Annotated in this window: 33 protein-coding genes; 28 read left to right on the top strand and 5 right to left on the bottom strand. The window is 64.7% G+C overall.

What is annotated here, in order from left to right:
• The first annotated feature begins 2 nt into the window (after positions 1–2).
• Positions 3–683, top strand: coding sequence for an ABC-type transport auxiliary lipoprotein family protein (locus QTH90_RS24515; protein WP_444814755.1), 681 nt, complete (start codon positions 3–5; stop codon positions 681–683).
• A 26-nt stretch (positions 684–709) separates the two neighbouring features.
• A complete protein-coding gene (locus tag QTH90_RS24510; RefSeq protein ID WP_286667167.1) occupies positions 710–1,174 on the top strand; it encodes a metallophosphoesterase family protein in 465 nt (154 codons plus the stop codon).
• A 9-nt stretch (positions 1,175–1,183) separates the two neighbouring features.
• Here QTH90_RS24510 and QTH90_RS24505 read toward each other — a convergent pair whose 3' ends face one another.
• Positions 1,184–1,825, bottom strand: a complete 642-nt coding sequence (locus QTH90_RS24505; RefSeq protein ID WP_286667253.1) for a MarC family protein — start codon at positions 1,823–1,825, stop codon at positions 1,184–1,186.
• Positions 1,826–1,839: 14 nt separating this feature from the next.
• Positions 1,840–2,586: an SDR family oxidoreductase gene (locus QTH90_RS24500; protein WP_286667166.1), complete on the bottom strand. Its 747-nt coding sequence runs from the start codon at positions 2,584–2,586 to the stop codon at positions 1,840–1,842.
• A gap of 74 nt (positions 2,587–2,660) precedes the next feature.
• On the opposite strand from QTH90_RS24500, the gene QTH90_RS24495 reads away from it, so the two are divergent.
• Genes QTH90_RS24495 through QTH90_RS24485 form a run of 3 tightly spaced genes read left to right on the top strand, consistent with a single transcriptional unit; the run spans position 2,661 to position 4,865 of the window.
• Positions 2,661–3,281 (top strand): 2-hydroxychromene-2-carboxylate isomerase, encoded by a 621-nt coding sequence (locus QTH90_RS24495; RefSeq protein ID WP_286667165.1) that lies wholly within the window; start codon positions 2,661–2,663, stop codon positions 3,279–3,281.
• 2 nt (positions 3,282–3,283) lie between these two features.
• Positions 3,284–3,967: a dienelactone hydrolase family protein gene (locus tag QTH90_RS24490; RefSeq protein ID WP_286667164.1), complete on the top strand. Its 684-nt coding sequence runs from the start codon at positions 3,284–3,286 to the stop codon at positions 3,965–3,967.
• Positions 3,968–3,992: 25 nt separating this feature from the next.
• Positions 3,993–4,865: an amidohydrolase family protein gene (locus tag QTH90_RS24485; RefSeq protein ID WP_444814756.1), complete on the top strand. Its 873-nt coding sequence runs from the start codon at positions 3,993–3,995 to the stop codon at positions 4,863–4,865.
• Here QTH90_RS24485 and QTH90_RS24480 read toward each other — a convergent pair.
• Positions 4,858–5,811 (bottom strand): LysR family transcriptional regulator, encoded by a 954-nt coding sequence (locus QTH90_RS24480; RefSeq protein WP_286667163.1) that lies wholly within the window; start codon positions 5,809–5,811, stop codon positions 4,858–4,860. The two genes, QTH90_RS24485 and QTH90_RS24480, sit on opposite strands and share 8 nt — an antisense overlap.
• Positions 5,812–5,983: 172 nt before the next feature.
• Here QTH90_RS24480 and QTH90_RS24475 point away from each other — a divergent pair, with 172 nt between their 5' ends.
• Both QTH90_RS24475 and QTH90_RS24470 read left to right on the top strand, forming a co-directional pair.
• Positions 5,984–6,334, top strand: a complete 351-nt coding sequence (locus QTH90_RS24475) for an alpha/beta hydrolase (protein WP_286667162.1) — start codon at positions 5,984–5,986, stop codon at positions 6,332–6,334.
• A gap of 202 nt (positions 6,335–6,536) precedes the next feature.
• The gene (locus tag QTH90_RS24470) at positions 6,537–6,911 is read left to right on the top strand and encodes a DUF4148 domain-containing protein (RefSeq protein ID WP_286667161.1); all 375 of its coding nucleotides are present in this window, start codon (positions 6,537–6,539) and stop codon (positions 6,909–6,911) included.
• A gap of 67 nt (positions 6,912–6,978) precedes the next feature.
• On the opposite strand, the gene QTH90_RS24465 is transcribed toward QTH90_RS24470, so the two are convergent.
• The gene (locus QTH90_RS24465; protein WP_286667160.1) at positions 6,979–8,121 is read right to left on the bottom strand and encodes a magnesium transporter CorA family protein; all 1,143 of its coding nucleotides are present in this window, start codon (positions 8,119–8,121) and stop codon (positions 6,979–6,981) included.
• Complete coding sequence (hemB, locus tag QTH90_RS24460; protein WP_286667159.1) at positions 8,121–9,125, bottom strand: porphobilinogen synthase; 1,005 nt, start codon at positions 9,123–9,125, stop codon at positions 8,121–8,123. The genes QTH90_RS24465 and hemB overlap by 1 nt, the downstream gene beginning before the upstream one ends.
• Positions 9,126–9,458: 333 nt before the next feature.
• On the opposite strand from hemB, the gene QTH90_RS24455 reads away from it, so the two are divergent.
• The 21 genes from QTH90_RS24455 to rpmC all read left to right on the top strand — a co-directional run bounded on the left by QTH90_RS24455 (position 9,459) and on the right by rpmC (position 25,426).
• Positions 9,459–9,887, top strand: a complete 429-nt coding sequence (locus QTH90_RS24455) for a CopD family protein (protein ID WP_286667158.1) — start codon at positions 9,459–9,461, stop codon at positions 9,885–9,887.
• Between the two features lie 5 nt (positions 9,888–9,892).
• A complete protein-coding gene (locus QTH90_RS24450) occupies positions 9,893–11,008 on the top strand; it encodes a VanZ family protein (RefSeq protein ID WP_286667156.1) in 1,116 nt (371 codons plus the stop codon).
• Positions 11,009–11,063: 55 nt separating this feature from the next.
• Entirely contained in the window at positions 11,064–11,417 is a 354-nt protein-coding gene (locus QTH90_RS24445; RefSeq protein ID WP_286667155.1) for a (2Fe-2S) ferredoxin domain-containing protein, read from the top strand.
• A gap of 10 nt (positions 11,418–11,427) precedes the next feature.
• The gene (locus QTH90_RS24440; protein WP_286667154.1) at positions 11,428–12,060 is read left to right on the top strand and encodes an alpha/beta hydrolase; all 633 of its coding nucleotides are present in this window, start codon (positions 11,428–11,430) and stop codon (positions 12,058–12,060) included.
• Positions 12,061–12,080: 20 nt separating this feature from the next.
• The gene (locus QTH90_RS24435) at positions 12,081–13,250 is read left to right on the top strand and encodes a D-alanyl-D-alanine carboxypeptidase family protein (protein ID WP_286667153.1); all 1,170 of its coding nucleotides are present in this window, start codon (positions 12,081–12,083) and stop codon (positions 13,248–13,250) included.
• Between the two features lie 146 nt (positions 13,251–13,396).
• Positions 13,397–13,774, top strand: a complete 378-nt coding sequence (rpsL, locus tag QTH90_RS24430) for a 30S ribosomal protein S12 (protein ID WP_028249584.1) — start codon at positions 13,397–13,399, stop codon at positions 13,772–13,774.
• A 141-nt stretch (positions 13,775–13,915) separates the two neighbouring features.
• A complete protein-coding gene (rpsG, locus tag QTH90_RS24425; RefSeq protein ID WP_286508375.1) occupies positions 13,916–14,389 on the top strand; it encodes a 30S ribosomal protein S7 in 474 nt (157 codons plus the stop codon).
• Positions 14,390–14,478: 89 nt separating this feature from the next.
• A complete protein-coding gene (gene fusA / locus QTH90_RS24420; RefSeq protein WP_286570319.1) occupies positions 14,479–16,581 on the top strand; it encodes an elongation factor G in 2,103 nt (700 codons plus the stop codon).
• Positions 16,582–16,691: 110 nt separating this feature from the next.
• Positions 16,692–17,885 (top strand): elongation factor Tu, encoded by a 1,194-nt coding sequence (gene tuf, locus QTH90_RS24415; RefSeq protein ID WP_286667152.1) that lies wholly within the window; start codon positions 16,692–16,694, stop codon positions 17,883–17,885.
• Between the two features lie 23 nt (positions 17,886–17,908).
• Positions 17,909–18,223, top strand: coding sequence for a 30S ribosomal protein S10 (gene rpsJ, locus QTH90_RS24410; protein WP_028250951.1), 315 nt, complete (start codon positions 17,909–17,911; stop codon positions 18,221–18,223).
• Between the two features lie 156 nt (positions 18,224–18,379).
• Positions 18,380–19,957 (top strand): hypothetical protein, encoded by a 1,578-nt coding sequence (locus QTH90_RS24405; protein ID WP_286667151.1) that lies wholly within the window; start codon positions 18,380–18,382, stop codon positions 19,955–19,957.
• A gap of 140 nt (positions 19,958–20,097) precedes the next feature.
• Positions 20,098–20,505 (top strand): hypothetical protein, encoded by a 408-nt coding sequence (locus QTH90_RS24400; protein ID WP_286667150.1) that lies wholly within the window; start codon positions 20,098–20,100, stop codon positions 20,503–20,505.
• A 182-nt stretch (positions 20,506–20,687) separates the two neighbouring features.
• Positions 20,688–21,368, top strand: coding sequence for a 50S ribosomal protein L3 (rplC, locus tag QTH90_RS24395; RefSeq protein WP_286667149.1), 681 nt, complete (start codon positions 20,688–20,690; stop codon positions 21,366–21,368).
• Positions 21,368–21,988, top strand: coding sequence for a 50S ribosomal protein L4 (gene rplD / locus QTH90_RS24390; protein WP_286569495.1), 621 nt, complete (start codon positions 21,368–21,370; stop codon positions 21,986–21,988). The genes rplC and rplD overlap by 1 nt, the downstream gene beginning before the upstream one ends.
• A complete protein-coding gene (gene rplW, locus QTH90_RS24385) occupies positions 21,985–22,320 on the top strand; it encodes a 50S ribosomal protein L23 (protein WP_093162195.1) in 336 nt (111 codons plus the stop codon). The genes rplD and rplW overlap by 4 nt, the downstream gene beginning before the upstream one ends.
• 2 nt (positions 22,321–22,322) lie before the next feature.
• Entirely contained in the window at positions 22,323–23,147 is an 825-nt protein-coding gene (gene rplB / locus QTH90_RS24380) for a 50S ribosomal protein L2 (protein WP_028250945.1), read from the top strand.
• Positions 23,148–23,157: 10 nt separating this feature from the next.
• Positions 23,158–23,436, top strand: coding sequence for a 30S ribosomal protein S19 (gene rpsS / locus QTH90_RS24375; RefSeq protein WP_007838132.1), 279 nt, complete (start codon positions 23,158–23,160; stop codon positions 23,434–23,436).
• Between the two features lie 9 nt (positions 23,437–23,445).
• Entirely contained in the window at positions 23,446–23,778 is a 333-nt protein-coding gene (gene rplV / locus QTH90_RS24370; RefSeq protein WP_019657678.1) for a 50S ribosomal protein L22, read from the top strand.
• Between the two features lie 16 nt (positions 23,779–23,794).
• Entirely contained in the window at positions 23,795–24,715 is a 921-nt protein-coding gene (gene rpsC / locus QTH90_RS24365) for a 30S ribosomal protein S3 (RefSeq protein ID WP_286569496.1), read from the top strand.
• Between the two features lie 28 nt (positions 24,716–24,743).
• The gene (gene rplP / locus QTH90_RS24360) at positions 24,744–25,160 is read left to right on the top strand and encodes a 50S ribosomal protein L16 (RefSeq protein ID WP_028250943.1); all 417 of its coding nucleotides are present in this window, start codon (positions 24,744–24,746) and stop codon (positions 25,158–25,160) included.
• Positions 25,161–25,174: 14 nt separating this feature from the next.
• Positions 25,175–25,426, top strand: a complete 252-nt coding sequence (rpmC, locus tag QTH90_RS24355; RefSeq protein WP_286601428.1) for a 50S ribosomal protein L29 — start codon at positions 25,175–25,177, stop codon at positions 25,424–25,426.
• Positions 25,427–25,434 lie beyond the last annotated feature (8 nt).

The following is a 25,434-nucleotide window of genomic DNA, read 5'->3' as shown; positions in this document are numbered from 1 at the left end:
CCATGTACGACGCACTGAAAAAGATCGCGACCGCTGCCCCGTGGATGCGGCTTTCTGGCCTGGGCTGCATGGCGGTGGTGGTGCTGGCGACGGGGTGCGGCGCGCTGCCCGACAAGCCGGCCCGCGCCACGCTCTATGACTTCGGCCCCGGCGCCGTGGCCCCTGCGCCGGCTCCGACCACCGCCAAGGCTGCGCTGCCGCCCATCGCGCTGGCCGAGATCGACGCCACTTCCCGGCTGGACGGCACGCAGATGCTCTACCGCCTCGGCTATGCCGACGCGAATGAACTGCGTCCCTACGGTCAGTCGCGCTGGAGTCAGGCGCCCGCCCAATTGGTGCGCCAGCGCGTGCGCGAGGCGCTCGTCGTCGGCCACACGGTGCTGGGTCCGGAGGAGAGCGCCACGATCGCCCGTACCGAAGGCCGCGTGCCTGACACGCTGCGCCTGTCGCTGGAAGAGTTCAGCCATTTCTTCGAGTCGCCGACGAGCAGCGCCGGGCTGGTGCGCATCAGCGCCACGCTGATTCGCAGCAATCCCGGCGGCGACCGCGTGCTGGCGCAACGCACCTTCACGGCGCAGCGGCCCGCACCGAGCCACGACGCCCCCGGCGGCGTGAAGGCTCTGGCGGCTGCGAGCGATGCGGTCGCGGCCGATCTGGTCGCGTGGGTGGACCAGATTCGCTGACGCGCAACGCGCGCGCACCCAGCCGCATGCAACGCATCGGCCTGATCTCCGACACGCACGGGCTGCTTCGGCCCGAAGCCCTGGCTTTCCTGCAGGGCTGCGACCACATCGTCCATGGCGGCGACATCGGGTCGCAGCGCATCCTCGATGACTTGGCCGCGATCGCGCCGGTGACCGCGGTGCGCGGCAACAACGACACCGGGCCGTGGGCGCAGGCGGTGCCGGAGACGGCGTTGATCGACGTCGGCGGGCTGCGCCTCTACGCCATCCACGACCTTGCGGACCTGCGCATCGACCCGGCCGCCGAGGGCATTGGCGTCGTGGTGTCCGGGCATTCGCATCGGCCGTTGGCACAGATGCGCGGCGACGTGCTGTACATCAATCCGGGCAGCGCGGGGCCGCGGCGCTTTCGCTTGCCCATCGCGGTCGCCGAACTCCTGCTGGACGGCGATGCCGTCACGCCGAAAATCGTCGAACTGCCGGTGGGGTAGGGTGCCCGATCAGAGCGCCCGGCGCAGCACCGGGAACAGCGTGCCGAGCCCATCGGCCATCACCTCCACGGCCAGCGCCGCGAGGATCAGGCCCATCAGCCGCGTCATGACGTTGATGCCGGTCTTGCCGAGCACCCGCGCGATCGGCTCCGCCAGCGAGAAGGTGATGCCGGTCGCCAGGCCGATCACCACGCCGTAGCCGACCAGGATCGCCAGCTCCCAGACGTGCTGAGTCCGGTCGGCGAAGATGACCACCGTCGACATGGTGGCCGGACCGGTGAGCAGCGGAATGGTCAGCGGCACCACCGCGATCGACGCGCCGAGCGAGGCCTTGACCTCCGTGGCGCGGATCTCGTCCTTGCTGGTCTTGGACTCGGCCGGTTGCGCGTTGAGCATGTTGAGCGAGCTGATCAGCAGCAGCATCCCGCCGCCGACCTGGAAGCTCGCGATCGAGATGCCGAAGAAGGACAGCAGCTGCAATCCGATGAGGGCGCTCACCGCGATGACCACGAAGGCGCTGAAGGCCGAGACCCAGGCCGTGCGCTTGCGCTGGTGCTCGGTGCATTCCTGCGTGTAGTGGATGAAGAAGGGGACGATCGCGAGCGGGTTCACGATGGCCAGCAGCGTGATCAGCGGCTTGATCAGGTCCATCGTGGGCGTGGCCATCAGCGACCGCCCGTCACGTCCAGGGAGGTTCCGGTGACGTAGCTCGCCTCGTCCGAGAGCAGCCAGACGATGGCGTTGGCGACTTCCTCGGCGCTGCCGGTGCGCTTCATGGGTACGGTCGGCGCCAGCTGGAACGCGCGGTCGGGGAGTCCGCCGGAGGCGTGGATCTCGGTGTCGATCAAACCCGGCCGCACCGCGTTGACGCGGATGCCTTCGTCGGCGACTTCCTTGGCAAGCCCGACGGTGAAGGTTTCGATCGCTCCCTTGCTCGCGGCGTAGTCGACGTACTGGGCCGGCGCGCCGAGCCGGGCTGCCGCGCTCGACAGGTTGACGATGGCACCTCCGCTGCCGCCGTGCTTCGTGCTCATGCGACGCACGGCTTCGCGGGCGCAGACGAAGCTGCCGATCACGTTGATGCGCAGCATGCGTTCGAGGCGCGCCACGCTCATCTCGTCGACGCGCGCCTGGATGTCGACCACGCCGGCGTTGTTGACCAGCGCGGTGAGGCGGCCGAGCTTGGCGTCGACCTTCTCGAACATCGCCAGCACCTGCGCCTCGTCGCCGACATCGGCCTGCACGGTGATTGCGGTGCCGCCGCCCGCGCGGATGGTCCGCACCACCTCGTCGGCCGCCAGCGAATTGCTCGCGTAGTTGACCGCGACGGCATACCCGCGACGGGCAGCCTGCAAAGCCGTTGCGGCGCCGATGCCTCGGCTGCCTCCGGTGATCAAGAGCACCTGGTTCAAAACCCACCTCCTGCACAGAAGCCGTGCGTCAGTTAAAACCTGTCCGCACGGATTAAATCACCGAGGAGACGCTCTTGAGCCGCAGCATCGACTACTACTTCACGCCCCAGAGTCCCTGGACCTACCTGGGCCATGCGCGCTTTGCCGCCCTTGCGAAGTCGTCCGGCGCCACGGTCCGGGTGCGCCCGATCGATTTCGGTGCCGTGTTCCCCGTGTCGGGCGGCCTTCCGCTCGGCAAGCGCGCGCCGCAACGGCAAGCCTACCGGCTGGTCGAACTGGCGCGCTTCTCGCGGCATCTCGACATCCCGCTGAACCCCAAGCCGAAATTCTTTCCGGTGCCGAGCGACGATGCGGCCAAGCTGATCGTCGCCGTCGACCTGCACGACGGCACCGATGCCGCGATGAAGCTTTGCGGCGCGGTGTTCGCCGCCGTGTGGGTGCAGGAGCGTAATATCGCCGACCCCAAAGTGCTGGAGGCGCTGGCCGTCGAATGCGGGCTCTCGGGTCGTCGCACCGAACAGTCGCAAAGCCAGGCCGTACAGGAGCGCTACGAGGACTACACGCAGCAGGCCATCGACGCCAAAGTGTTCGGCGCGCCGAGCTACGTGATCGACGGCGAGATCTTCTGGGGGCAGGATCGCCTGGATTTCGTCGAACGTGCTTTGAAGCAACAACCATCAACTACAGGAGTCTGACCATGGGTCAATTCATCGATCTCACCGCCAAAGACGGCTTCACCTTTCCCGCCTACGTTGCAGAGCCTTCGGGCAAGCCCAAGGGCGCCGTCGTGGTGGTGCAGGAGATCTTCGGCATCAACTCGCACATCCGCTCGGTGGCCGACGGCTATGCGGCCGACGGGTATCTGGCAATCGCGCCAGCGACTTTCCATCGGGTGAAGCAAGGCGTCGAACTCGGTTATTCCGAAGACGACATGAAGGCCGGCTTCGCGCTGAAGATGGCCGTCGAGGCATTGCCCGCGCCGGGCGTGATGCAGGACCTCCAGGCAGCCGTCGACTACGTGTCGAAGGCCGGCAAGGTCGGGATCGTTGGCTATTGCTGGGGCGGCCTGCTCACCTGGCGCTCTGCACAGCAGCTCTCGGGCCTTGCGGCCGCAGCGCCTTACTACGGCGGCGGCATGACGACGCCGGAAGAAACCGCGCGCAAGCCCAAGGTGCCTGTGCTCGCGCATTTCGGCAAGAAAGACCACTGGATTCCTGTCGAGACGGTCGAGGCCTTCAAGAAGGCACATCCGGAAGTCGAGGTTCACGTCTACGAAGCCGACCACGGCTTCAATTGCGACCAGCGGGGTTCGTACAACGCCGAGTCGGCCAAGGTGGCGAAGGAGCGCACGCTGGCGTTCTTCGCGAAGCACATCGGCTGATCCGGGGCGGGGCGTGTCAGCTCTCGTGCGCGGCGCATGGGTCGCCATCACGATCGCCCTCGTGTCGGTCGCCCAGGCGGCCGACTACACGGGGCCGCTCTTCGACACGCACCTGCACTACAACCAGGAGGCCTGGGACGGCAACACCGGGCCCTATCCGCCAGCCGATGCGCTGGCGCGCATGCAGCGCAACGGCGTGAAGGCCATCGTCGCCAATTCGCGCCCCAACGCCGGAACACAGACGCTCGCCGCTGCACGCGAGACGCGCGAGGCCGGCGTCTCGGTGGTGCCCTTCGTGCGGCTCTACCGGAACCGTGCCGACTACGACAACTGGTTTCGCGACGACAGCATCTACGAGATGGTCCAGACCGAACTCGCCCGCGGTACCGCGAGCGGGCCCTACAAGGGGCTGGGTGAATTCCACCTCTATGACAGCGCCAATGCCAACGGGCCGGTCGCGAAGAAGCTGGTCGTGCTGGCGGAGCAGAAGAAGCTCGCCGTGCTTGCGCACGTCGACGACGTCGCCATCGATCTGCTGATGGCCCATGCGCCCTCCGAGGGGCGGACGCTGCGCCTGATCTGGGCGCACACCGGCATCGGCGGGCCGCCCGTCGAACGGGTGCAAGCGCTGCTGGAGCGCTATCCGCTGTTGATGGGAGAGCTGTCCTATCGGCCGGGGCTGACCTGTGACGGCGGCGTGTTGTGCCCTGAATGGCGCGCGCTGATCCTCAAGTACCCGGGACGCTTCATGGTGGGCTCCGACACCTGGGTCAACCAGCGCTGGAGCGCCTACGACGAGATCATGCGCGGCTACCGCACCTGGCTCGGCGACCTGCCGCCCGATGTGGCGCAGCGTGTCGCATGGGGCAACGCGGCGGCGCTGTTCGGGCTCAGATAACAGCCGGCTGCCTGGCGTTGCGCTTGCCGGCCGTGCGTGCGACCGGTTTCTCGGAAGGCTCGGGGTCTCGCACGCGCGCTTCCAGGAAATCCAGCAATGCGCGCAGGGCGGCGCTGTTGTGCCGGCGCTGCGAATACGCCGCATACAGCCACAGGTCGCGCGGCATGTATTCCTTCAGCACAGGCACCAGTGCGCCACGCTCGATGTGCGATTGCGCCATCATCGCCGGCACGCACACCGCGCCGAGCCCGGCAAGCGCCACGCCGATCAGCGGTGCGGCATCGTTGGCGTCCATGCGGCTGTGCACCGGCACGCTGTAAGGTTCGCCGTCCACCTCGAAGGGAAGATGCGGTGCGCCGCCGGCGAGCGAGTAGGTCAGCACGTCGTGCCGGCGCATGTCGTCGGGTTTCTTGGGCAGGCCGCGCTTCGACCAATAGGCGGGGCTGGCGCACAGCGCGAGGTCCATCAGGCGCAGCCGGCGAACGATGAGGTTTTCATCGCGGATGCGGCCCAGGCGCAGCGCGATGTCCACGCCTTCCTCGACCAGGTCGATCACGCGGTTGCTCAGGTGCAGGCTCACGTGGACGTCCGGATAGGTCGCCATGAATTCGCCGACGATGCCTGGGAAGGTGCTCTGTCCGAGTCCGTGGGGCGCCGTGATCCGCAGCCGTCCGCGCGGGTGGCCCGCATGTTCCTGCAGTTCGGTCTGCGTGAGTTCCACCATCTCCATCAACGGCTTGCTGCGTTCGAGCAGGAGAAGCCCGGCATCGGTGAGGCTGACCGAGCGTGTCGAGCGGTTCAGGAGGCGCACGCCGAAGCGCTCTTCGAGCTGCGCCACGTATTTGCTGACGTTCGCCTTCGACATGCCGAGGCTCGTGGCTGCACGGGAAAAGCTGCCGCGCGCGGCGACTTCGCGAAAGGCTTTCAGCAGGTCAAGACCGTCCATTCGGCTTCCATTGTTTCGATTTGATGAACACCGTGGTTCGTTTTGCTAGGGTTTTCACCTACATTTTGGCGGCAAACTCCACCTCCACAGAGCAGCCCAGGCTGGTCTGAGTGAACAGGCGCTGAACCAGGCGGCCCGTTCAACAACCTCCAGAACCAACAAGGACATTGAAATGAAGACCTCGAAGATCATCGCCGCCGCCGCTCTCACGATTCTCGCCGCCGCTGGCGCACAAGCCGAAACCTACGAAGGCGTGCACGCGCCCGTGTCGGCCAACAGCCGCGCCGACGTGAACGCGCAAGCCGTGGTCGCCGCCCGCAGCGAGAACCCGTACGCTGACGCCGTGTCGTCGCGCGTTGCCCCGGCGCTGACCGCATCGGCCGACCGTGCAACCGTCCGCGCCCAAGCCGTCGCGACCGCACACGAAGCGAACCAGAACCTGGACCGCAAGGCTTTCGTGAACAGCGTGGTCCCGTCGCAATACAAGATCGTTCGCCCGGTGTCGCAGCAAGCCGGTCTCTGATCTGCGATCGCCATGAAGACCGGGCCCCTGCGGCCCGGTTTTTTCATGGCGCCGTCTTTTCGCACAGGATTGTTTCGATCGCGGAAACGCGGTGTCTCGTTTCTTGGTGTTTTCCCGTAGGTGTTTCATCAGAGACTCGCGGCACAGGCCAGCGACAGCGAGCCTGGTTTTGAAAACAAACTCCGACGAACAAGGAACTGAAATGAAGACCTCGCACATCCTCGCCGCTGCCGCTCTCTCGATCCTCGCTGCCGCTGCCGCTGGCGCCCAAGCCGAAACCTACGACGGCGTGCACGCTGGCGCTTCGGCCAAGAGCCGCGCCGAAGTCAGCGCCGAAGCCGTGAGCGCCGCTGCCGCCGCTGACCAGAACATCCCGCGCGGTTCGCGTGGTGCCGAGCGTTTCACCCCGACGGCCGACCCGGCTGCAGTGCGCGCACAGGCCATCGCGACGGCCAACGCTGTGGATTCCAATGTGGTCCCCGGCTCGAAGTACAACAGCCGCGTGATCTCGACGATGAACAAGTCGGTCGAGCCCCGCGTTCAAGCGCAGAAGGACGGCGCGGCTACGGCCAAGTAATCCGGGCTTCGGCCTGAAAAAAGCCGGGCGGTGCGCAAGCGCCGCCCGGCTTTTCTTCGTCCGGCGTCTAGTGCGGCCGCGCCAGGTAGCGCTTGCGCCAGAACACGGCGACAAGCACCACCGCTATCACGCCCATCGATCCCATCGCGATCCAGAAGCCGTCGGCCTTGTGCACGAGCGGGATGAACTCGAAGTTCATGCCGAAGATGCCCGCGATCAGGTTGAGCGGCAGGAACACCGCGGTGAGCACCGTCAGCACTCGCATGATGTCGTTCGCGCGGTGGCTTTGCACGCTGAAATGCATCTGGACGGCGGTTTCGGCGTTCTGCTCGAGCCGCCGCACGTGATGCACCACCCGCTCGATGTGCTCCAGCACGTCCCGGCTGCGAACCATGACGAGTTCGCTCTCGCGCTGTTCCATGGCACCGGCCGGTGTCGGCAAGGTTTCGAGGGAATCGATCCAGTCCTGGATGCAGGCGCGCTGGTCCTCGCAGATCTCATCCAGGTGATGCAGCGACTGCCGGGCGCCCATCAGTTCGTTCCAGTTCGTGAAGCGGCTCCGGGGATCGATCAACTCCGCCTGCCAGTGGTCCAGTTGCCGGGTCAACTCGCGTCGCAGGTCGAGATAGGCATCGACGATCTGATTGATGACGCGCAGCATGAGATCCGCCGGACTGGAGGGGATCCTTGCGGAGACGGCGCGCACGTCCAGCGCCGGCAACGCGGCGCGGCCGCGATCGCCGGGCGCGGCTGCGGCGAGCAGCTTGGTGGCGAATGCATCGCGCACCGCGCCGTCTTCGGGATGCACCGACAGCAGGACGCGATCGAACACCGCGAATCCCACGGGCCGCGTGTCCACACGCCGGAGCACGGGCGGGCCGCCATGCGGAACGGCGGTCTCATGCGCTTTCGATGACTGATCCGTGCCGTTGGAGGCGGCCAGCCGTCGAAAGACGAGAAGGTCGTACTGCGACGTGTAGTCATAGCGCGACGGCAGTTGGTCGTTGAGCAGATCGCTCACGTGCAGATCGACCAGGTGCGTGTTGCAAAGCGATTGCAGGACGTCCTGGACTTGCGTAAGCGAGGCGCGGAACTCGTCCCGCGTCATAGACAGCCACAGATAACCTTGTTCGCAGGCCCCCGGCGCGGCCATGGGCGCGAGCGCGTCGTGTTCGCTGACCCGTGTGCCGTCGATCTTGAAAATGCGCATCAAGCCTGCTTCAGCAATCGGGCGGCATCGAGCGCGAAATAGGTGAGCACGCCGTCGGCACCCGCGCGCTTGAAGGCCAGCAGGCTTTCAAGCACCACCGCGTCATGGTCGAGCCAGCCGTTCTGGGCAGCGGCCTTGAGCATCGCGTACTCGCCGCTGACCTGGTAGGCGAAGGTCGGCACGTGGAACTCGTCCTTCACCCGCCGCACGATGTCGAGATAGGGCATGCCGGGCTTCACCATCACCATGTCGGCGCCTTCGGCGATGTCGATCGCGACTTCGCGCAGCGCCTCGTCGCTGTTGCCCGGGTCCATTTGGTAGACCTTCTTGTTGCTCTTGCCGAGATTGGCGGCCGAGCCGACCGCGTCGCGGAAGGGACCATAGAAGGCGCTCGCGTACTTGGCGCTGTAGGCCATGATCCGCGTGTGGATGTCACCGCGCGATTCGAGCGCATTGCGGACCGCGCCGATCCGGCCGTCCATCATGTCGCTTGGGGCGACGATGTCCACGCCGGCCTGCGATTGCGTCAGCGCCTGCTTGACCAGCACCTCGACGGTCGGGTCGTTGAGGATGTAGCCGGTGTCGTCGAGCAGGCCATCCTGGCCGTGGCTCGTGTAGGGGTCCAGGGCGACGTCGGTCATCACGCCGAGTTCGGGAAAGCGCGCCTTCAGGGCGGCGACCACGCGCGGGATCAGGCCGTCGGGGTTGAAGGCCTCATCGCCGGCCGGGGTCTTCAGCGACGCATCGATGACGGGGAACAGGGCCATCACCGGGATGCCGAGCGCGACGCATTGCTCCGCGACCGGCAGCAGCAGATCCAGGCTGAGCCGCTCGACGCCGGGCATCGATGAGACCGCATCGCGACGTTTCTGGCCTTCCTGCACAAAGACGGGATAGATCAGATCGTGCGGCGAGAGCATGTGCTCACGTACAAGATTGCGCGTGAAGGCATCCCTGCGCAACCGGCGCGGCCGGCCGGCGGGAAATGGGGCATGAAGGGTCATGGCGAAAATTGTGCCCCAACGGCGCGGGGCGCCGCCGTCGAATGCTTCCGTACGACATTCCGTTGGAAACATGCTCAAAACAACCAAGCAGTATTGTTTTTATCAACCGAAAGGTCAAAAAAAGTCACTGGTTGCTTGATAGGTTGTTTTGCCTTTGTTAAATTCTGTCCTGGGCGGCTTGCCGCTCCCCGCTTTTCCTCCCTGAGCGGGTGCCTTGATGTGTGACAGCAAAAGGGCTTCCCAGCCCGGCGTTCGACGCCGGGCTTTTTTTTGCGCGGCGATCGCGCCGCACGCCCGAAGTCCGCGCCGGGCATGCCCCACTAAACTGCCGCCATGCTCTGGGTCAAATCGCTGCACATCGTGTTCATTGCCAGCTGGTTCGCGGGCCTTTTCTACTTGCCGCGGATTTTCGTGAACCTGGCGATGGTGGCGCCGGAATCCGTCGCGGAGCGCGCGCGGCTGGTGCTCATGGCGCGCAAGCTGTTCCGCTTCACCACCTTCCTGGCGGTGCCGGCCCTGGGGTTCGGCTTGTGGCTCTGGCTCGGCTATGGCATCGGGCGCGGCCCTGGCAATGGCTGGATGCATGCCAAGCTGGCCCTCGTGCTCGTGGCGATTGGCTACCACCACGGCTGCGGCGTGCTTCTGCGCCGCATCGCCGCGGGCAATGACCAGCGGAGCCACCGCTGGTACCGGTGGTTCAACGAGTTGCCGGTGCTCCTGCTGCTCGGCATCGTGGTGCTGGTCGTCGTGAAGCCCTTCTGAGCGCTGTGGCAACGCAGCAGCACAAGTCCGTTGCACTGCCGCTCGCGCTCGCGTATGCGGCGCTGATCGTCTACGCGAGCCTCTATCCGTTCGCCGACTGGCGCGACCAGGGCATTGCGCCCTGGGCCTATCTGGCCGCGCCCTGGCCGCGGTACTGGACTGCCTTCGATTTCGGGATCAACGTCGTCGGCTATATGCCGCTCGGCTTCCTGGCTGGGATCACCGTACTTCGCACCCGCCCCGCGGCCGGCGTCGTGGGCGCCGTGCTTCGCGCGACGGCGGCGGGCGCGGCGATCTCGTTCGCCATGGAGACCCTGCAAAGCTACCTGCCGGCGCGTATTCCTTCCAATGTCGACCTGGGCCTGAACATCGCCGGTGCGTTTGCAGGGGCCGTGCTGGCAGCGGCACTCGAGCGATTCGGCGCGGTGGCCCACTGGCATCGGACCCGTTCCAACTGGTTCGTCGAGGATTCGCGCGGCGGCCTCGTGCTGCTGGCGTTGTGGCCTCCGGCCCTGCTGTTTCCGGCCGCGGTCACTTTCGGCCTCGGGCAGGTGTTCGAGCGGGTCGAGACGGCGATTTCGGAATGGCTGCTCGACACGCCCTTCATCGACTGGCTGCCCGTGCGCCAGTTCGAACTCGAGCCGCTGGTGCCCGGCGTCGAACTGCTGTGCGTGATGCTCGGCGCGCTGGTGCCGTGCCTGCTCGCCTTCCTGATCACGCGCTCCATCGCACGGCGCGCCATCCTCCTGCCGCTGACGTTGTTGGGTGGCATGGCGGCGACGGCGCTGTCGGCCGCGCTCAGCTACGGCCCGGAACACGCCTGGGCGTGGCTGAGCCTGCCGGTCCAGATTGGTATCGCGGCGGCGCTGTTCGTCGGTGTCCTCCTGCTGGGAGCGCCGCGCCGTTTCTGTGCGGCCCTGCTGCTCGTCGCGCTGGTGGTGCACTTGAGCCTGCTGAACCAGGCGCCCGAAAGCGCCTACTTCGCGCAGACGCTGGCGACCTGGGAGCAGGGGCGCTTCATCCGTTTCCATGGGCTCGCGCAGTGGCTGGGATGGCTGTGGCCGTTCGCAACGCTCGGCTACGTGCTGATGGCGCTGTCGAGCCGCGCGAAGGGCGCCTGAGCGCGAACTGACCCTGTTGGCGCATTGCCGCGGCGACGCTCAATAGAATGTTTCGATGTCCAGTTCAAGCACCCCCGCGCCGGCGGGCTACTACGGTCGTCACATCTTCTTCTGCCTCAACGAACGCAAGAGCGGCGAAGACTCCTGCTCGAAGCACAACGCGCAGGAAGGCTTCGACCGCTGCAAGGCGCGGGTGAAGGAGGTCGGACTGGCCGGACCCGGCAAGGTTCGCGTCAACAAGGCGGGCTGCCTGGACCGTTGCGCGGGTGGCCCGGTCGCGGTGGTCTATCCCGAAGCGGTCTGGTACACCTACGTCGACAAGGACGACATCGACGAGATCGTCGATTCGCATCTGAAGAACGGGCAGGTGGTCGAGCGCCTGCTCCTTCCTCCGGACGTCGGACGCTGAGGCCGCTTCGATGAATTCGCGCACTGAGAAACTTCAACTGAAAGGTGCTGCCGGGGCCATCGAGGTACTGCGCGATCCTGCAGCCGAAGGCGCCCCTGCACTGGGCGTCGCCGTGATCACGCATCCGCATCCGCTCTTTGGCGGAACCATGGACAACAAGGTGGTGCAGACGCTGGCACGCGCTTTTGTCGCCTGCGGCTGGACCGCCTTGCGCTTCAACTTCCGCGGCGTCGGTGCCAGCGAAGGCGTCCACGACGAAGGGCGAGGCGAGCGCGAGGACATGCTCGAACTCGTCAGGCAACTGGCGCCCGAGGGCCCGCTGGCCATCGCGGGCTTTTCGTTCGGCGCCTTCGTCGCGAGCGGCGCCATCGAAACGCTCTGGGCTGCGCGCGACATCCGCCACGTCGTCCTCGTCGGCACGGCCGCGTCGCGCTTTTCAGTCGCGACGCTGCCGCCTGAGTCGCACGAACGCACGCTTGTCGTGCACGGCGAGCAGGACGACACCGTCCCGCTCGCCGCCGTGATGGATTGGGCCCGGCCGCAGTCACTTCCTGTCACAGTCGTTCCCGGGGGCGGTCATTTCTTTCACGGACAATTGCCGCTGCTCAAGAATCTTGTCGTCCGCCATCTTCGCGCGGGCTAGTTTCCGTCTCCCGCATCCCCATGAATCGTTTGTTCAAGACGCTGCGCGCGTTGGCAGCGAGTGCTGCCGCATCCATTTGCTTGATCGCCGCCGCGCAGGTTCCGGCGCCACCCGAAGTCGCGGCGCGCAGCTACCTGCTGCTCGATGTCACCGCCAACCAGATGCTGGCGCAGAAGGACATCGACACGGCGGTCGAGCCGGCATCCCTCACCAAGCTGATGTCGGCCTATCTGGTCTTCGACGCGCTCAAGTCCAAGAAGATCACCCTGCAGCAGACCCTGCCCGTCAGCACGCGCGCGTGGAAGATGCCCGGCTCGCGGATGTTCATCGACCCGAAGATGCAGGTGCCGGTCGAAGACCTGATCAAGGGACTGATCGTCCAGTCGGGCAATGACGCCACGATCGCTCTGGCCGAAGGCGTGGGCGGGACGGTCGAGCACTTCGTCGAACTCATGAACGAGCAGGCCAAGGTGCTCGGCCTGAAGAACACGGTCTACAAGAACCCGGAAGGCCTCACCGCCCCGGGGCACACCACGACCGCGCGCGACCTGAGCATCCTGGCGACGCGGCTGATGCGTGACTTCCCGGAGTACATGCACTATTACTCGATCAAGAAGTTCCGCTTTCCCGGCACGCCATCGACCAACGACACCAATCGCAACCTGCTGCTGTTCCGCGATCCGACCGTCGACGGCCTGAAGACCGGCCACACCGACGCCGCGGGCTATTGCATGGTGGTGACGGCGAAGCGCGATTTCCCGAACCTCGGCGGTGGCCGGCGTCTGTTGTCCATCGTCCTGGGCACTGCCAGCGAAAACGCACGCGCCAACGAATCCCAGAAGCTCCTGAACTGGGGCTACACCGCCTATGACGCAGTCCGCCTGTTCGACGCCAACCAGGCCGTCGCGACGCCGCCGGTGTGGAAGGGCAAGGAAAACACGGTCAAGCTGGGCCGCCCTGAGGCGATCGTGGTGGCGGTCCCGGCCGGTTCCGCCAGCAAGATCAAGACGTATGTCGCGCGCCCGGACCCGCTGGTTGCGCCATTCGCCAAGAACCAGCCCGTCGGCACGCTGAAGGTCTCCCTGGCGGACCAGCCGGTGACCGAGGTGCAATTGGTTGCACTCGACGCCGTGGACCAGGCGGGCCTCCTGGGCCGCGCGTGGGACGCTGTCCGCCTCTGGATAAAGTAGCTGTTGCTCAGCCAAGGTCAGTGCTATACTCGTGGGCTTTTCGGAAAAAACCGAAGGGTTTCACGTTTTCGTCATCTCCCGGCCCCTCGCGTCATGTCACGTCGTGAAGAGGACTCCGGCCGGAGTGTTTTGGGATTTATTCATTCATGCCAACCATCAATCAACTGGTGCGTCAGGGTCGCGAGGTCGAAAAGATCAAGTCGAAGAGCCCTGCCATGCAGAACTCGCCGCAACGTCGCGGTGTCTGCACCCGGGTCTACACCACGACCCCGAAAAAGCCGAACTCGGCGCTGCGTAAGGTCGCCAAGGTGCGCCTGACCAATGGCTTCGAGGTCATTTCCTACATCGGCGGCGAAGGCCACAACCTGCAGGAACACAGCGTCGTGCTGGTTCGCGGCGGTCGTGTCAAGGACTTGCCCGGTGTGCGTTACCACATCGTGCGCGGTTCGCTCGACTTGCAAGGCGTGAAAGACCGCAAGCAATCGCGTTCCAAGTACGGCGCGAAGCGTCCCAAGAAGGCTTAAGCCTTCCTGTCGTTCAACGGTGTTCGGGTGCCTGGCTGGCGCGCCGAGCGTAGTGACCCGCTGTTGGGTCGAGTAAGTGAGAGTCTTGTTGGCTCTCGCGGTACCGGAATCGGTGCCAACTGAAGCAAAGAGGTTAGAAAAATGCCACGTCGTCGCGAAGTCCCCAAACGTGAAATCCTGCCGGATCCCAAGTACGGCAATGTCGAGCTGTCGAAGTTCATGAACGTGATCATGGAAGGCGGCAAGAAGGCGATCGCCGAGCGCATCATCTATGGTGCGCTCGACCAGATCGAGAAGAAGAACCCGGGCAAGGACCCGCTGGAAGCCTTCACCATCGCCATCAACAACGTCAAGCCGATGGTCGAAGTGAAGTCGCGCCGCGTGGGCGGTGCGAACTACCAGGTGCCGGTTGAAGTGCGCCCGGTCCGTCGTCTGGCGCTCTCGATGCGCTGGATCAAGGAAGCCGCCCGCAAGCGCGGCGAGAAGTCGATGGCCCTGCGTCTGGCCAACGAACTCATGGAAGCCACGGAAGGCCGTGGCGGCGCCATGAAGAAGCGCGATGAAGTGCATCGCATGGCCGAGGCCAACAAGGCCTTCAGCCATTTCCGCTTCTAAAGAGTCGTCCCCCCTAAAAACAGACAGGCTGGAAGCCCGACCCACCGAGTGCGGTGGGCGGGCTTTCATCCGTTAACGGAGTAAATTTCATGGCACGCAAGACCCCCATCGAGCGCTACCGCAACATCGGTATCTCGGCCCACATCGACGCCGGCAAGACGACCACCACCGAGCGCATCCTGTTCTACACCGGCGTGACCCACAAGCTGGGCGAAGTGCATGACGGCGCGGCCACGACCGACTGGATGGAGCAGGAACAAGAGCGCGGCATCACGATCACCTCGGCTGCCGTGACCTGCTTCTGGAAGGGCATGGACCACTCGCTGGCCGAGCACCGCATCAACATCATCGACACCCCCGGCCACGTGGACTTCACCATCGAGGTGGAGCGTTCCATGCGCGTGCTCGACGGCGCCGTGATGGTGTATGACTCGGTCGGCGGCGTGCAGCCCCAGTCCGAAACCGTTTGGCGCCAGGCCAACAAGTACAAGGTGCCCCGCCTCGCGTTCGTCAACAAGATGGACCGCATCGGTGCCAACTTCTTCCGCGTGCGCCAGATGATGGTGGACCGCCTGAAGGCCAACCCCGTGCCGATCGTGATCCCGATCGGCGCCGAGGACAAGTTCCAGGGCGTGGTCGACCTGCGCAAGATGAAGGCCATCATCTGGGATGAGGCTTCGCAAGGCATGAAGTTCGAATACCGCGAGATCCCGGCCGAGCTGCTCGAGTCCGCCAAGGAATGGCGCGAGAAGATGGTCGAGAGCGCCGCGGAGGCCTCCGAAGAGCTGATGAACAAGTACCTCGAAGAGGGCGACCTCAGCGAGGAAGAGATCACCTTCGGCCTGCGCACGCGCACCATCGCGGGCGAGATCCAGCCGATGATGTGCGGCAGCGCGTTCAAGAACAAGGGCGTGCAGCGCATGCTCGACGCCGTGATCGAACTGATGCCCTCACCGCTGGACATTCCGCCGGTCGAAGGCACCGACGACGACGAGAAGGAAACGACCCGCAAGCCGGCCGACGAGGAAAAGTTCTCGGCGCTGGCGTTCAAGCTCATGACCGACCCGTACGTCGGCCAGCTGACCTTCGTGCGCGTCTACTCGGGCGTGCTGAGCAAGGGTGACACCGTCTTCAACCCGGTCAAGGGCAAGAAGGAACGTATCGGCCGTATCGTGCAGATGCACGCCAACGAGCGTCTCGAGATCGACGAAATCCGCGCCGGCGACATCGCCGCCTGCGTGGGCCTGAAGGATGTGACCACCGGCGAAACGCTGTGCGACCCGGACGCGATCATCACGCTCGAGCGCATGGAGTTCCCCGAGCCCGTGATCTCGCAGGCCGTCGAGCCGAAGACCAAGGCCGACCAGGAAAAGATGGGCATTGCGCTGCAGCGCCTGGCTTCGGAAGATCCGTCGTTCCGCGTGCGTTCCGACGAAGAATCCGGCCAGACCATCATCTCCGGCATGGGCGAGCTTCACCTCGAAATCATCGTGGACCGCATGAAGCGCGAGTTCGGCGTGGAAGCCAACGTCGGCAAGCCGCAAGTAGCCTACCGCGAAACCATCCGCAAGACGGTCGAAGATGCCGAAGGCAAGTTCGTTCGCCAGTCGGGCGGCAAGGGCCAGTACGGCCACGTCGTGCTCAAGCTCGAGCCGAACGAAGCCGGCAAGGGCTTCGAGTTCGTCGACGCGATCAAGGGCGGTGTGGTGCCGCGCGAGTACATCCCCGCGGTCGAAAAGGGCGTGATCGAAGCGCTGACGCAAGGCGTGCTGGCCGGCTACCCGGTCGTCGACGTCAAGGTCACGCTGCACTTCGGTTCGTACCACGACGTGGACTCGAACGAAATGGCGTTCAAGATGGCCGCGATCTTCGGTTTCAAGGAAGGCGCCCGCAAGGCTTCGCCGGTGATCCTGGAGCCGATGATGGCCGTGGAAGTCGAAACCCCGGAAGACTACGCCGGCAACGTGATGGGCGACCTGTCCTCGCGTCGCGGCATGGTGCAAGGCATGGACGACATGATCGGCGGCGGCAAGCTCATCAAGGCTGAAGTCCCGCTGTCGGAAATGTTCGGCTACTCGACGACGCTGCGCTCGGCCACGCAAGGCCGCGCCACGTACACGATGGAATTCAAGCACTACTCCGAAGCACCGCGCAACGTGGCCGAAGCCATCGTCGCGTCGCGTTCGAAGTAAGCATCCGATCTGTCTGCGACCTTGTGCCTCTCGCTGCCCGTGGCGAGAGAACCAGCAACAGGGTGCAGACGTTAAACCCCACACGGGCACTGCTCTTTCAAGGATAGAAAATGGCAAAAGGAAAATTCACCCGTACGAAGCCGCACGTGAACGTGGGCACGATTGGTCACGTGGACCATGGCAAGACGACGCTGACGGCGGCGATTGCGACGGTGCTGTCGGCCAAGTTCGGCGGCGAAGCGAAGGCCTATGACCAGATCGATGCGGCGCCCGAAGAAAAGGCACGCGGCATCACGATCAACACCGCGCACGTCGAATACGAAACGGCCAACCGCCACTACGCGCACGTGGACTGCCCGGGTCACGCCGACTATGTGAAGAACATGATCACCGGCGCTGCCCAGATGGACGGCGCGATCCTGGTGTGCTCGGCCGCTGACGGCCCGATGCCCCAGACCCGTGAGCACATCCTGCTGGCTCGCCAGGTGGGTGTGGGCTACATCATCGTGTTCCTGAACAAGTGCGACATGGTCGACGACAAGGAGCTGCTCGAACTGGTCGAAATGGAAGTTCGCGAACTCCTCGACAAGTACGAATTCCCTGGCGACGACACCCCGATCATTCACGGTTCGGCCAAGCTGGCGCTGGAAGGCGACAAGGGCGAACTGGGCGAAGGCGCCATCATGAAGCTGGCCGACGCCCTGGACACCTACATCCCCACGCCTGAGCGCGCGGTGGACGGTGCGTTCCTGATGCCCGTGGAAGACGTGTTCTCGATCTCGGGTCGCGGCACCGTGGTGACCGGCGCGGTCGAACGCGGCGTGATCAAGGTCGGCGAAGAAATCGAAATCGTGGGTATCCGCCCGACGGTCAAGACCACCTGCACCGGCGTGGAAATGTTCCGCAAGCTGCTGGACCAAGGCCAGGCAGGCGACAACGTGGGCGTGCTGCTGCGCGGCACGAAGCGCGAAGAAGTCGAGCGCGGCCAAGTGCTGTGCAAGCCCGGCTCGATCAAGCCGCACACGCACTTCACCGCCGAGGTGTATGTGCTGTCGAAGGACGAAGGCGGCCGTCACACGCCGTTCTTCAACAACTACCGTCCGCAGTTCTACTTCCGCACGACCGACGTCACTGGCGCGATCGAGCTGCCCAAGGACAAGGAAATGGTCATGCCCGGCGACAACGTGTCCATCACGGTGAAGCTGATCAACCCGATCGCGATGGAAGAAGGCCTGCGCTTCGCCATCCGTGAAGGCGGCCGTACCGTCGGTTCGGGCGTCGTGGCCAAGATCCTCGACATCTGATTCGTACGCACGAAGGAATCATCATGGCTACCAAGCAAAAAATCCGCATCCGCCTGAAGGCGTTCGACTACAAGCTGATCGACCAGTCGGCAGCCGAAATCGTTGATACCGCCAAGCGCACCGGCGCGATCGTCAAGGGCCCGGTGCCCCTGCCGACCCGCATGAAGCGTTTCGACATCCTGCGTTCGCCGCACGTCAACAAGACGAGCCGTGACCAGTTCGAGATCCGCACGCACCAGCGCCTGATGGACATCGTCGACCCGACCGACAAGACCGTGGACGCGCTGATGAAGCTCGACCTCCCGGCTGGCGTGGACGTCGAAATCAAGCTCCAGTAAGTACCTTTGCTTACTAAAAAGCCCGGTTGCAGAAATGCAATCGGGCTTTTTCCTTTTCCTGCAGGTGTGGCATCCTAGATCCCAGACGCGGCGGCATCTGGGGCCGTGACGCTAACAAGGGCTTTGCGCATGACACGAATCTGGATCTGGCGAGGATTGGCGCTGGCTGCCTTGACGCTGCTCGTGGCATGCGGCGGCGGAGGAGGGGGAGGGGGCAATGCTGCGGCGCTGGCGTTGGCTGGCGGTGGTGTCCCCGGCGCGACGACCGTCACGCTCAATGGCGTCGCGACCTACGATTCGGTCCCCAACACGACGGGCGCGCTCCTGTATGCCGCAACCGCCCCGAAGCCGGTCCGTGGCGCTGTCGTGGATATCGTCAGCGCCGCGTCATCGGCGATCGTGGCCACCACCACAACGGATGCCAATGGCGCCTACTCCGTTGCCGTGCCATCCAGCACCCTCGTGGTCGTGCGAGTGAAAGCCCAGATGCTGCAGGCCGGGTCTGGCGCCAACTGGGACGTCACCGTTCGGGACAATACCCAGTCGAGTGCCATCTACGCCATGGAAACCCCGGCGTTCTCCACCGGCGTGGCGGCGGGCACGCGCAATCTTCACGCGCCATCCGGCTGGGGCGGATCGAGCTACACCTCGGGCCGTATTGCAGCGCCTTTTGCGCTGCTCGACACTGTCTACACGGCGCAGGCCAAGGTCTTGTCCGTGGCGCCGAGCACGGTCTTTCCCGTGCTGCGCGTCTTCTGGAGCGTCAACAACCTGCCTGCGGACGGCAATCCCACATTGGGCCAGATCGGCACGACCTTCTTCAGCGATTCCGACGGGGCCCCTGCCATCTATGTCCTCGGGAAGGAAGATGTCGACACCGATGAGTACGACGCCTCGGTGATCGCTCACGAATGGGGTCACTATTACCAATCGGCGTTCAGCCGCGACGATTCGCCAGGCGGCAGCCACTCCATGACGGACAGCCTGGACCGGCGGGTCGCATTTTCCGAGGGGTGGGGCAATGCCTGGTCTGGCATCGCGCTCGGCCGCGGCAACTACACCGACGCGACCGGCCCGAGGCAGGCGCAGGGCTCCAACGTCGACCTGGCGACGGGTGCCAGCCCCAACCCAGGCTGGTATCGCGAGGCGTCCATCCACTCCATCCTGTGGAAGCTGAACAGCGTGGTCGGGTTCAAGCCGATCCACGATGCGTTGACTGGCGCCCCGTTCAAGAGCGGCCTGGCTGTGACCTCCATCCACCCCTTCACCGCAGCGTTCGACGCCGCCGCACCTGCAGGCGCCTCGACCCTGGCGGGGCTTCTCGTCGCCCAGAACATCAGCGGCGCCGCCAATGATCCGTTCGGGACGCTGGAGTCGAACAGCGGCGGCATTTCAGGCGTCGCCAACCCCATACCGCTCTATCGGAGCGCCGCGGTCGGTGGCAGCACGTCCGCATGCGTCACCAACCAGGCGGGGCCCGGCAACAAGCTCGGCGACTACGTCTATCTCCGGTTCGCTACGCCGTCGTCGCGCAATTACCTGATCACGGTGGCTGGCCCGGCCGCATCGGACCCGGATTTCGTCGTCTACAGCGGCCGAAAGATCGCGGAGGCCACGGCCGTCGGCACGACCGAAACGAGTTCGGTCGGCCTCCCGGCCGGCGAAAGCGTTCTGGTAATCAACGACTTCAACAACTCCTCGGCAGCGACATGTTTCACCGTCACCATTCAATGAGGCGCGGGTTCGCAAACGCCAGCCTGCGCGCTGGCGCCGGTACGGCGGCGTTGCTGCTGGCCCTGTGCGCCCATGAGTCGGCCGTCGCCGACAGTGCCGGCGATCCTCGCGGCACGAAGCCCGCCGCAGCACAAGGGAAGATGAAAGCCGCTCCCATGAAGGGGAATGGCTCCGGCGTCGGCGTGCAGTACCGGGTGGCCGAGGCGACCCCGCAGGTGGGCAAGGCAATCACGGTGGTGCTGACGTTCAGTGGCATCACGGATCCAGGCGGGGCTGCGCTGCGGCTGTCCGTCGACGGAGGGCTGTCGCTCGGCGCGACCGAGGTGACGCGCACGCTTCCGGCCGGTGGGCCGACCACTTTGACCGTGGAAGTCGTGCCCGGCGCGGAAGGCGTCGGCTACCTCCATGTCTTCACGGCGCAATATGGCGCGACCAGCGCGACGTCGATCCCGGTGCAGGTCGGGAAGGCCGCGGCCGCCTTGCCCTCCAGCGGGGAACTGAAGCAAGTGCCCGGGGGCGACGCGATCCTGCCCATGCCGGTGAAGTAGCCTTCACCGGCCCGCCCTTACAGGCCTCTTGCGCCCGCGAGCACTTGCGGGCTATAATCTTCGGCTCTGCCCAAGTTGCGCTCGCCTGAGTGTTTCTTGTGCGGAACTTTATCAACCTTCTTCCGCATACCAAACGCTGTCGCCAATTGAAGTGGCAGCGGCGGGAGTTTTGGAGAAAACCAATGAGTCTGAGCAACTCCCTCGGGTTGCTGGGCCGCAAGGTGGGGATGATGCGTCTCTTCACCGATGACGGGGACGCAGTTCCTGTCACGGTGGTGGATGTGTCGAACAACCGCGTGACCCAGATCAAAACCCAAGAGAACGATGGCTACGTCGCACTGCAAGTGACGTTCGGTTCGCGCAAGGCATCGCGCGTGACCAAGCCCGAAGCCGGTCACCTCGCCAAGGCGGGTGTGGAAGCAGGCGAAATCATCCAGGAATTCCGCGTGACCGCCGATACGGCTGGTCAGCACAAGGCAGGTGGCGTCATTGCCGCGGCCAGCGTGTTCGCGGTGGGCCAGAAGGTCGACGTGCAAGGCACCTCGATCGGTAAGGGCTACGCTGGCACCATCAAGCGTCACAACATGAGCTCGCAGCGCGCGTCGCACGGTAACAGCCGTTCGCACAACGTGCCCGGCTCGATCGGCATGGCGCAGGATCCTGGTCGCGTGTTCCCTGGCAAGCGCATGACGGGCCACCTCGGCGACGTCACCGTGACGACCCAGAACCTCGACGTGATCCGTATCGACGAAGCCCGTCAATTGCTCCTGATCAAGGGTGCGATTCCGGGTTCGAAGGGTGGCTTCGTCACCGTGCGTCCGGCTGTCAAGGCCAAGCCGCAAGCCGCTGAAGGAGCGAAGTAATGGAACTCGAACTCCTGAACGAACAAGGCCAGGCCGCGTCGAAGTACGACGCCCCCGAGACCGTGTTCGGCCGTGACTACAACGAAGACCTGGTTCACCAGATCGTCGTCGCATTCCAGGCCAACGCCCGCCAAGGCACGCGCGCCCAGAAGGACCGCGAGCAGGTCAAGCACTCGACCAAGAAGCCTTTCAAGCAAAAGGGAACGGGCCGCGCCCGTGCCGGTATGACTTCCTCGCCGCTGTGGCGTGGGGGCGGCCGCATTTTCCCGAACATGCCTGACGAAAACTTCTCGCAGAAGATCAACAAGAAGATGTACCGCGCCGGCATGGCGTCCATCTTCTCGCAGCTCGCTCGTGAAGGCCGTCTGGCCGTGGTCGATTCGATCAAGGTCGACTCGCCCAAGACCAAGGCGCTGGCCGCCAAGTTCAAGGCGATGAATCTCGAGTCCGTGCTCGTGATCGCCGAGGAAGTCGACGAGAACCTGTACCTGGCCTCGCGCAACCTGGTGAACGTGCTCGTGGTCGAGCCGCGTTACGCCGATCCGGTGTCGCTGGTCCACTACAAGAAGGTGCTGGTCACCAAGGGTGCCGTCGACAAGCTCAAGGAGATGTTCGCATGAGCCGCATGAACCCTACTCCCGCACAGCGTCAGTTCGACGAAGGTCGCCTGATGAACGTGCTGGTCGCCCCGATCGTGTCCGAAAAGGCCACGATGGTCGGCGAGAAGTCGAATGCCGTCACCTTCAAGGTGCTGCAGGACGCCACCAAGCCCGAGATCAAGGCCGCTGTTGAACTGATGTTCAAGGTCGAAGTCCAGGGCGTGTCGGTGCTCAACACCAAGGGCAAGACCAAGCGCTTCGGCAAGTCCGTCGGCCGCCGCGACAACGTTCGCAAGGCTTACGTGACGCTCAAGGCTGGTCAAGAGCTCAACCTCGTCGGGGAAGGCGCTTAATCATGGCCGTCATCAAGATGAAACCCACTTCGCCGGGCCAACGCGGCGCGGTGAAGATCTCGCGGGACCACCTGTACAAGGGTGCGCCGCACGCAGCCCTGCTGGAACCCCAGTTCCAGAAGGCCGGCCGCAACAACAACGGTCACATCACGACCCGTCACAAGGGTGGTGGCCACAAGCACCACTACCGCGTGGTGGACTTCGTGCGCAACAAGGACGGCATCCCGGCCAAGGTCGAACGCATCGAGTACGACCCGAACCGCACCGCCCACATCGCGCTCGTGTGCTACGCCGACGGCGAGCGCCGCTACATCATCGCCCCGCGCGGTCTTGAAGCCGGTGCAACGCTGCTGAGCGGTTCGGAAGCCCCGATCCGCGCTGGCAACACGCTGCCGATCCGCAACATTCCCGTGGGTTCGACGATCCACTGCATCGAACTGCAACCCGGCAAGGGTGCGCAGATCGCTCGTTCGGCCGGTACCTCGGCCACGCTGCTGGCCCGTGAAGGCGTTTACGCCCAGGTCCGCATGCGTTCGGGCGAAGTCCGCCGCGTTCACGTCGAGTGCCGCGCGACCATCGGTGAAGTCGCCAACGAAGAACACAGCCTGCGCCAGCTCGGCAAGGCCGGTGTGAAGCGCTGGATGGGTATCCGCCCGACCGTTCGCGGCGTGGTGATGAACCCGGTCGACCACCCGCACGGTGGTGGCGAAGGCAAGACCGGCGAAGGCCGCCATCCTGTCGACCCGTGGGGCAACCTGACCAAGGGTTATCGCACCCGTAACAACAAGCGCACGCAGGTCTTCATCGTGTCGCGTCGCAAGAAGTAAGGGTTAGCAAATGACTCGCTCTCTCAAAAAGGGTCCGTTCGTCGACCACCACCTCGTGGCCAAGGCCGACAAGGCCGTGACGACCAAGGACAAGAAGCCGATCAAGACCTGGTCGCGTCGCTCGATGGTCCTGCCCGAGTTCATCGGCCTGACCATTGCCGTGCACAACGGCAAGCAGCACGTGCCCGTGTACATCACCGACCAGATGGTCGGCCACAAGCTCGGCGAATTTGCGCTCACGCGCACGTTCAAGGGGCACCCCGCGGACAAGAAAGTCCAGAAGAAGTAAGGAACGACCATGTCTGAAACACGTGCAGTCCTCCGCGGCGTCCGCCTTTCGGTCGACAAGGGCCGTCTGGTCGCCGACCTGATCCGCGGCAAGAAGGTCGATCAAGCGCTCAACATCCTGCAATTCACGCAGAAGAAGGCCGCTGTGATCGTGAAGAAGGTGCTCGAGTCGGCGATTGCCAACGCCGAGCACAACGACGGTGCCGACATCGACGAACTGAAGGTCAAGACCATCTACGTCGAGCAAGGCGCCACGCTCAAGCGCTTCACCGCGCGCGCCAAGGGTCGCGGCAATCGCATCAGCAAGCCCACGTGCCATGTGTACGTGACGGTTGGCAACTAACAGGCCTGGAAGAAATATGGGACAGAAAATCCACCCAACCGGCTTCCGCCTTGCGGTCAGCCGTAACTGGTCCAGCCGCTGGTACGCAAGCAACCGCGACTTCGCCGGCATGCTGGCCGAAGACATCAAGGTGCGCGAGTACCTGAAGAAGAAGCTCAAGAACGCATCCGTTTCGCGCGTGCTGATCGAGCGTCCCGCCAAGAACGCCCGCATCACGATCTACTCGGCACGTCCGGGCGTCGTGATCGGCAAGAAGGGCGAAGACATCGAGAACCTCAAGCGTGAACTCGGTCGCCAGCTCGGCGTGCCGGTCGCGGTCAACATCGAAGAAGTGCGCAAGCCCGAAATCGATGCCCAACTGATCGCCGACAGCATCACGCAGCAGCTCGAAAAGCGGATCATGTTCCGCCGCGCCATGAAGCGTGCGATGCAGAACGCCATGCGTCTGGGTGCCCAAGGCATCAAGATCATGTCGGCCGGTCGCCTGAACGGCATCGAAATCGCACGTACCGAGTGGTACCGCGAAGGTCGCGTGCCGCTTCACACGCTGCGCGCCGACATCGACTACGGCACCTCGGAAGCCAAGACCACCTACGGCGTCATCGGCGTCAAGGTCTGGGTGTACAAGGGCGACACGCTGGGTCGTAACGACCTGCCGGCCGTCGAAACGCCGCGTCCTGACGAAGAGCGTCGCCCGCGCGGCCCGCGTCGCGATGGCCGCCCTGGTGGCGACCGTCCCGGCTCTGACCGCCGTGGCCCGCGCGCCGGTGCCCGTGGTCCGATCGGCGGCAACGTCGCTCCGGCCGATGGCAGCGACAAGCCCGCAGAAGCTACTGGCGCCGCCCCCGCGGCTCCGGGTGCAGACTCGAAACCCGCCGTTAAGCGCGTCCGCAAAGCCGCGCCAGCTGCAGCAGCTGACGGTGCCAAGACCGAGTGATCGGTCTTAGAACTACGGAGTAAGAAACATGCTGCAACCTGCACGCAGAAAGTTCCGCAAGGAACAAAAGGGCCGCAACACCGGCATCGCGACCCGCGGCAACGCGGTGTCGTTCGGTGACTTCGGCCTGAAGTCGATCGACCGCGGCCGTCTCACGGCCCGTCAGATCGAAGCCGCACGTCGCGCGATCTCGCGTCACGTCAAGCGCGGTGGCCGCATCTGGATTCGTGTGTTCCCCGACAAGCCGATCTCCCACAAGCCCGCAGAAGTGCGGATGGGTAACGGCAAGGGCAACCCCGAGTACTACGTCGCCGAAATCCAGCCTGGCAAGGTGATCTACGAGATCGTCGGCGTGCCCGAAGAACTGGCTCGCGAGGCCTTCCGTCTGGCCGCTGCCAAGCTGCCGCTGCGTACGACCTTCGTCGCTCGCCAGCTCGGCGCCTGATCGAGGAGAACACCATGGCAACACGTAAGAAGAAGGAAGTCGCGGCCCCGGCCAAGACTTCGAAGGCCGCCGAGCTGCGCAACAAGGACGTTGCGGGCTTGCAAGCCGAAATCAAGGATCTGCAGAAGGCCCATTTCGGCCTGCGCATGCAGAAGGCCACGCAACAGCTGTCGAACACCTCGACGCTGCGCGTGACGCGCCGCGACATCGCTCGCGCCAAGACGATTCTTGCTCAGAAGCAGCAAGAAACCCAAGCCGCCAAGTAAGGAGTGAA

The organism is Variovorax flavidus, assembly GCF_030317145.1.
In the GTDB taxonomy this organism is placed as follows: domain Bacteria; phylum Pseudomonadota; class Gammaproteobacteria; order Burkholderiales; family Burkholderiaceae_C; genus Variovorax; species Variovorax flavidus.
The sequence above is the reverse complement of the archived record's forward strand: the minus strand, read 5'-3'. Positions and strand labels throughout refer to the sequence as shown.

Bases quoted from the DNA above. Each gene is read 5' to 3' on its own strand.
- rpsL (WP_028249584.1), top strand. From the start codon at position 13,397: ATGCCAACCATCAATCAACTGGTGCGTCAGGGTCGCGAGGTCGAAAAG.
- fusA (WP_286570319.1), top strand. From the start codon at position 14,479: ATGGCACGCAAGACCCCCATCGAGCGCTACCGCAACATCGGTATCTCG.
- QTH90_RS24470 (WP_286667161.1), top strand. From the start codon at position 6,537: ATGAAGACCTCGCACATCCTCGCCGCTGCCGCTCTCTCGATCCTCGCT.
- QTH90_RS24435 (WP_286667153.1), top strand. From the start codon at position 12,081: ATGAATCGTTTGTTCAAGACGCTGCGCGCGTTGGCAGCGAGTGCTGCC.
- hemB (WP_286667159.1), bottom strand. From the start codon at position 9,125: ATGACCCTTCATGCCCCATTTCCCGCCGGCCGGCCGCGCCGGTTGCGC.
- tuf (WP_286667152.1), top strand. From the start codon at position 16,692: ATGGCAAAAGGAAAATTCACCCGTACGAAGCCGCACGTGAACGTGGGC.
- rplB (WP_028250945.1), top strand. From the start codon at position 22,323: ATGGCCGTCATCAAGATGAAACCCACTTCGCCGGGCCAACGCGGCGCG.
- QTH90_RS24440 (WP_286667154.1), top strand. From the start codon at position 11,428: ATGAATTCGCGCACTGAGAAACTTCAACTGAAAGGTGCTGCCGGGGCC.
- QTH90_RS24445 (WP_286667155.1), top strand. From the start codon at position 11,064: ATGTCCAGTTCAAGCACCCCCGCGCCGGCGGGCTACTACGGTCGTCAC.
- QTH90_RS24480 (WP_286667163.1), bottom strand. From the start codon at position 5,811: ATGGACGGTCTTGACCTGCTGAAAGCCTTTCGCGAAGTCGCCGCGCGC.
- rplD (WP_286569495.1), top strand. From the start codon at position 21,368: ATGGAACTCGAACTCCTGAACGAACAAGGCCAGGCCGCGTCGAAGTAC.
- QTH90_RS24465 (WP_286667160.1), bottom strand. From the start codon at position 8,121: ATGCGCATTTTCAAGATCGACGGCACACGGGTCAGCGAACACGACGCG.
- QTH90_RS24455 (WP_286667158.1), top strand. From the start codon at position 9,459: ATGCTCTGGGTCAAATCGCTGCACATCGTGTTCATTGCCAGCTGGTTC.
- rpmC (WP_286601428.1), top strand. From the start codon at position 25,175: ATGGCAACACGTAAGAAGAAGGAAGTCGCGGCCCCGGCCAAGACTTCG.
- rplV (WP_019657678.1), top strand. From the start codon at position 23,446: ATGTCTGAAACACGTGCAGTCCTCCGCGGCGTCCGCCTTTCGGTCGAC.
- rpsG (WP_286508375.1), top strand. From the start codon at position 13,916: ATGCCACGTCGTCGCGAAGTCCCCAAACGTGAAATCCTGCCGGATCCC.
- rpsC (WP_286569496.1), top strand. From the start codon at position 23,795: ATGGGACAGAAAATCCACCCAACCGGCTTCCGCCTTGCGGTCAGCCGT.
- rplC (WP_286667149.1), top strand. From the start codon at position 20,688: ATGAGTCTGAGCAACTCCCTCGGGTTGCTGGGCCGCAAGGTGGGGATG.
- QTH90_RS24510 (WP_286667167.1), top strand. From the start codon at position 710: ATGCAACGCATCGGCCTGATCTCCGACACGCACGGGCTGCTTCGGCCC.
- QTH90_RS24400 (WP_286667150.1), top strand. From the start codon at position 20,098: ATGAAAGCCGCTCCCATGAAGGGGAATGGCTCCGGCGTCGGCGTGCAG.
- QTH90_RS24515 (WP_444814755.1), top strand. From the start codon at position 3: ATGTACGACGCACTGAAAAAGATCGCGACCGCTGCCCCGTGGATGCGG.
- rpsS (WP_007838132.1), top strand. From the start codon at position 23,158: ATGACTCGCTCTCTCAAAAAGGGTCCGTTCGTCGACCACCACCTCGTG.
- QTH90_RS24490 (WP_286667164.1), top strand. From the start codon at position 3,284: ATGGGTCAATTCATCGATCTCACCGCCAAAGACGGCTTCACCTTTCCC.
- QTH90_RS24505 (WP_286667253.1), bottom strand. From the start codon at position 1,825: ATGGACCTGATCAAGCCGCTGATCACGCTGCTGGCCATCGTGAACCCG.
- rpsJ (WP_028250951.1), top strand. From the start codon at position 17,909: ATGGCTACCAAGCAAAAAATCCGCATCCGCCTGAAGGCGTTCGACTAC.
- rplP (WP_028250943.1), top strand. From the start codon at position 24,744: ATGCTGCAACCTGCACGCAGAAAGTTCCGCAAGGAACAAAAGGGCCGC.
- QTH90_RS24475 (WP_286667162.1), top strand. From the start codon at position 5,984: ATGAAGACCTCGAAGATCATCGCCGCCGCCGCTCTCACGATTCTCGCC.
- rplW (WP_093162195.1), top strand. From the start codon at position 21,985: ATGAGCCGCATGAACCCTACTCCCGCACAGCGTCAGTTCGACGAAGGT.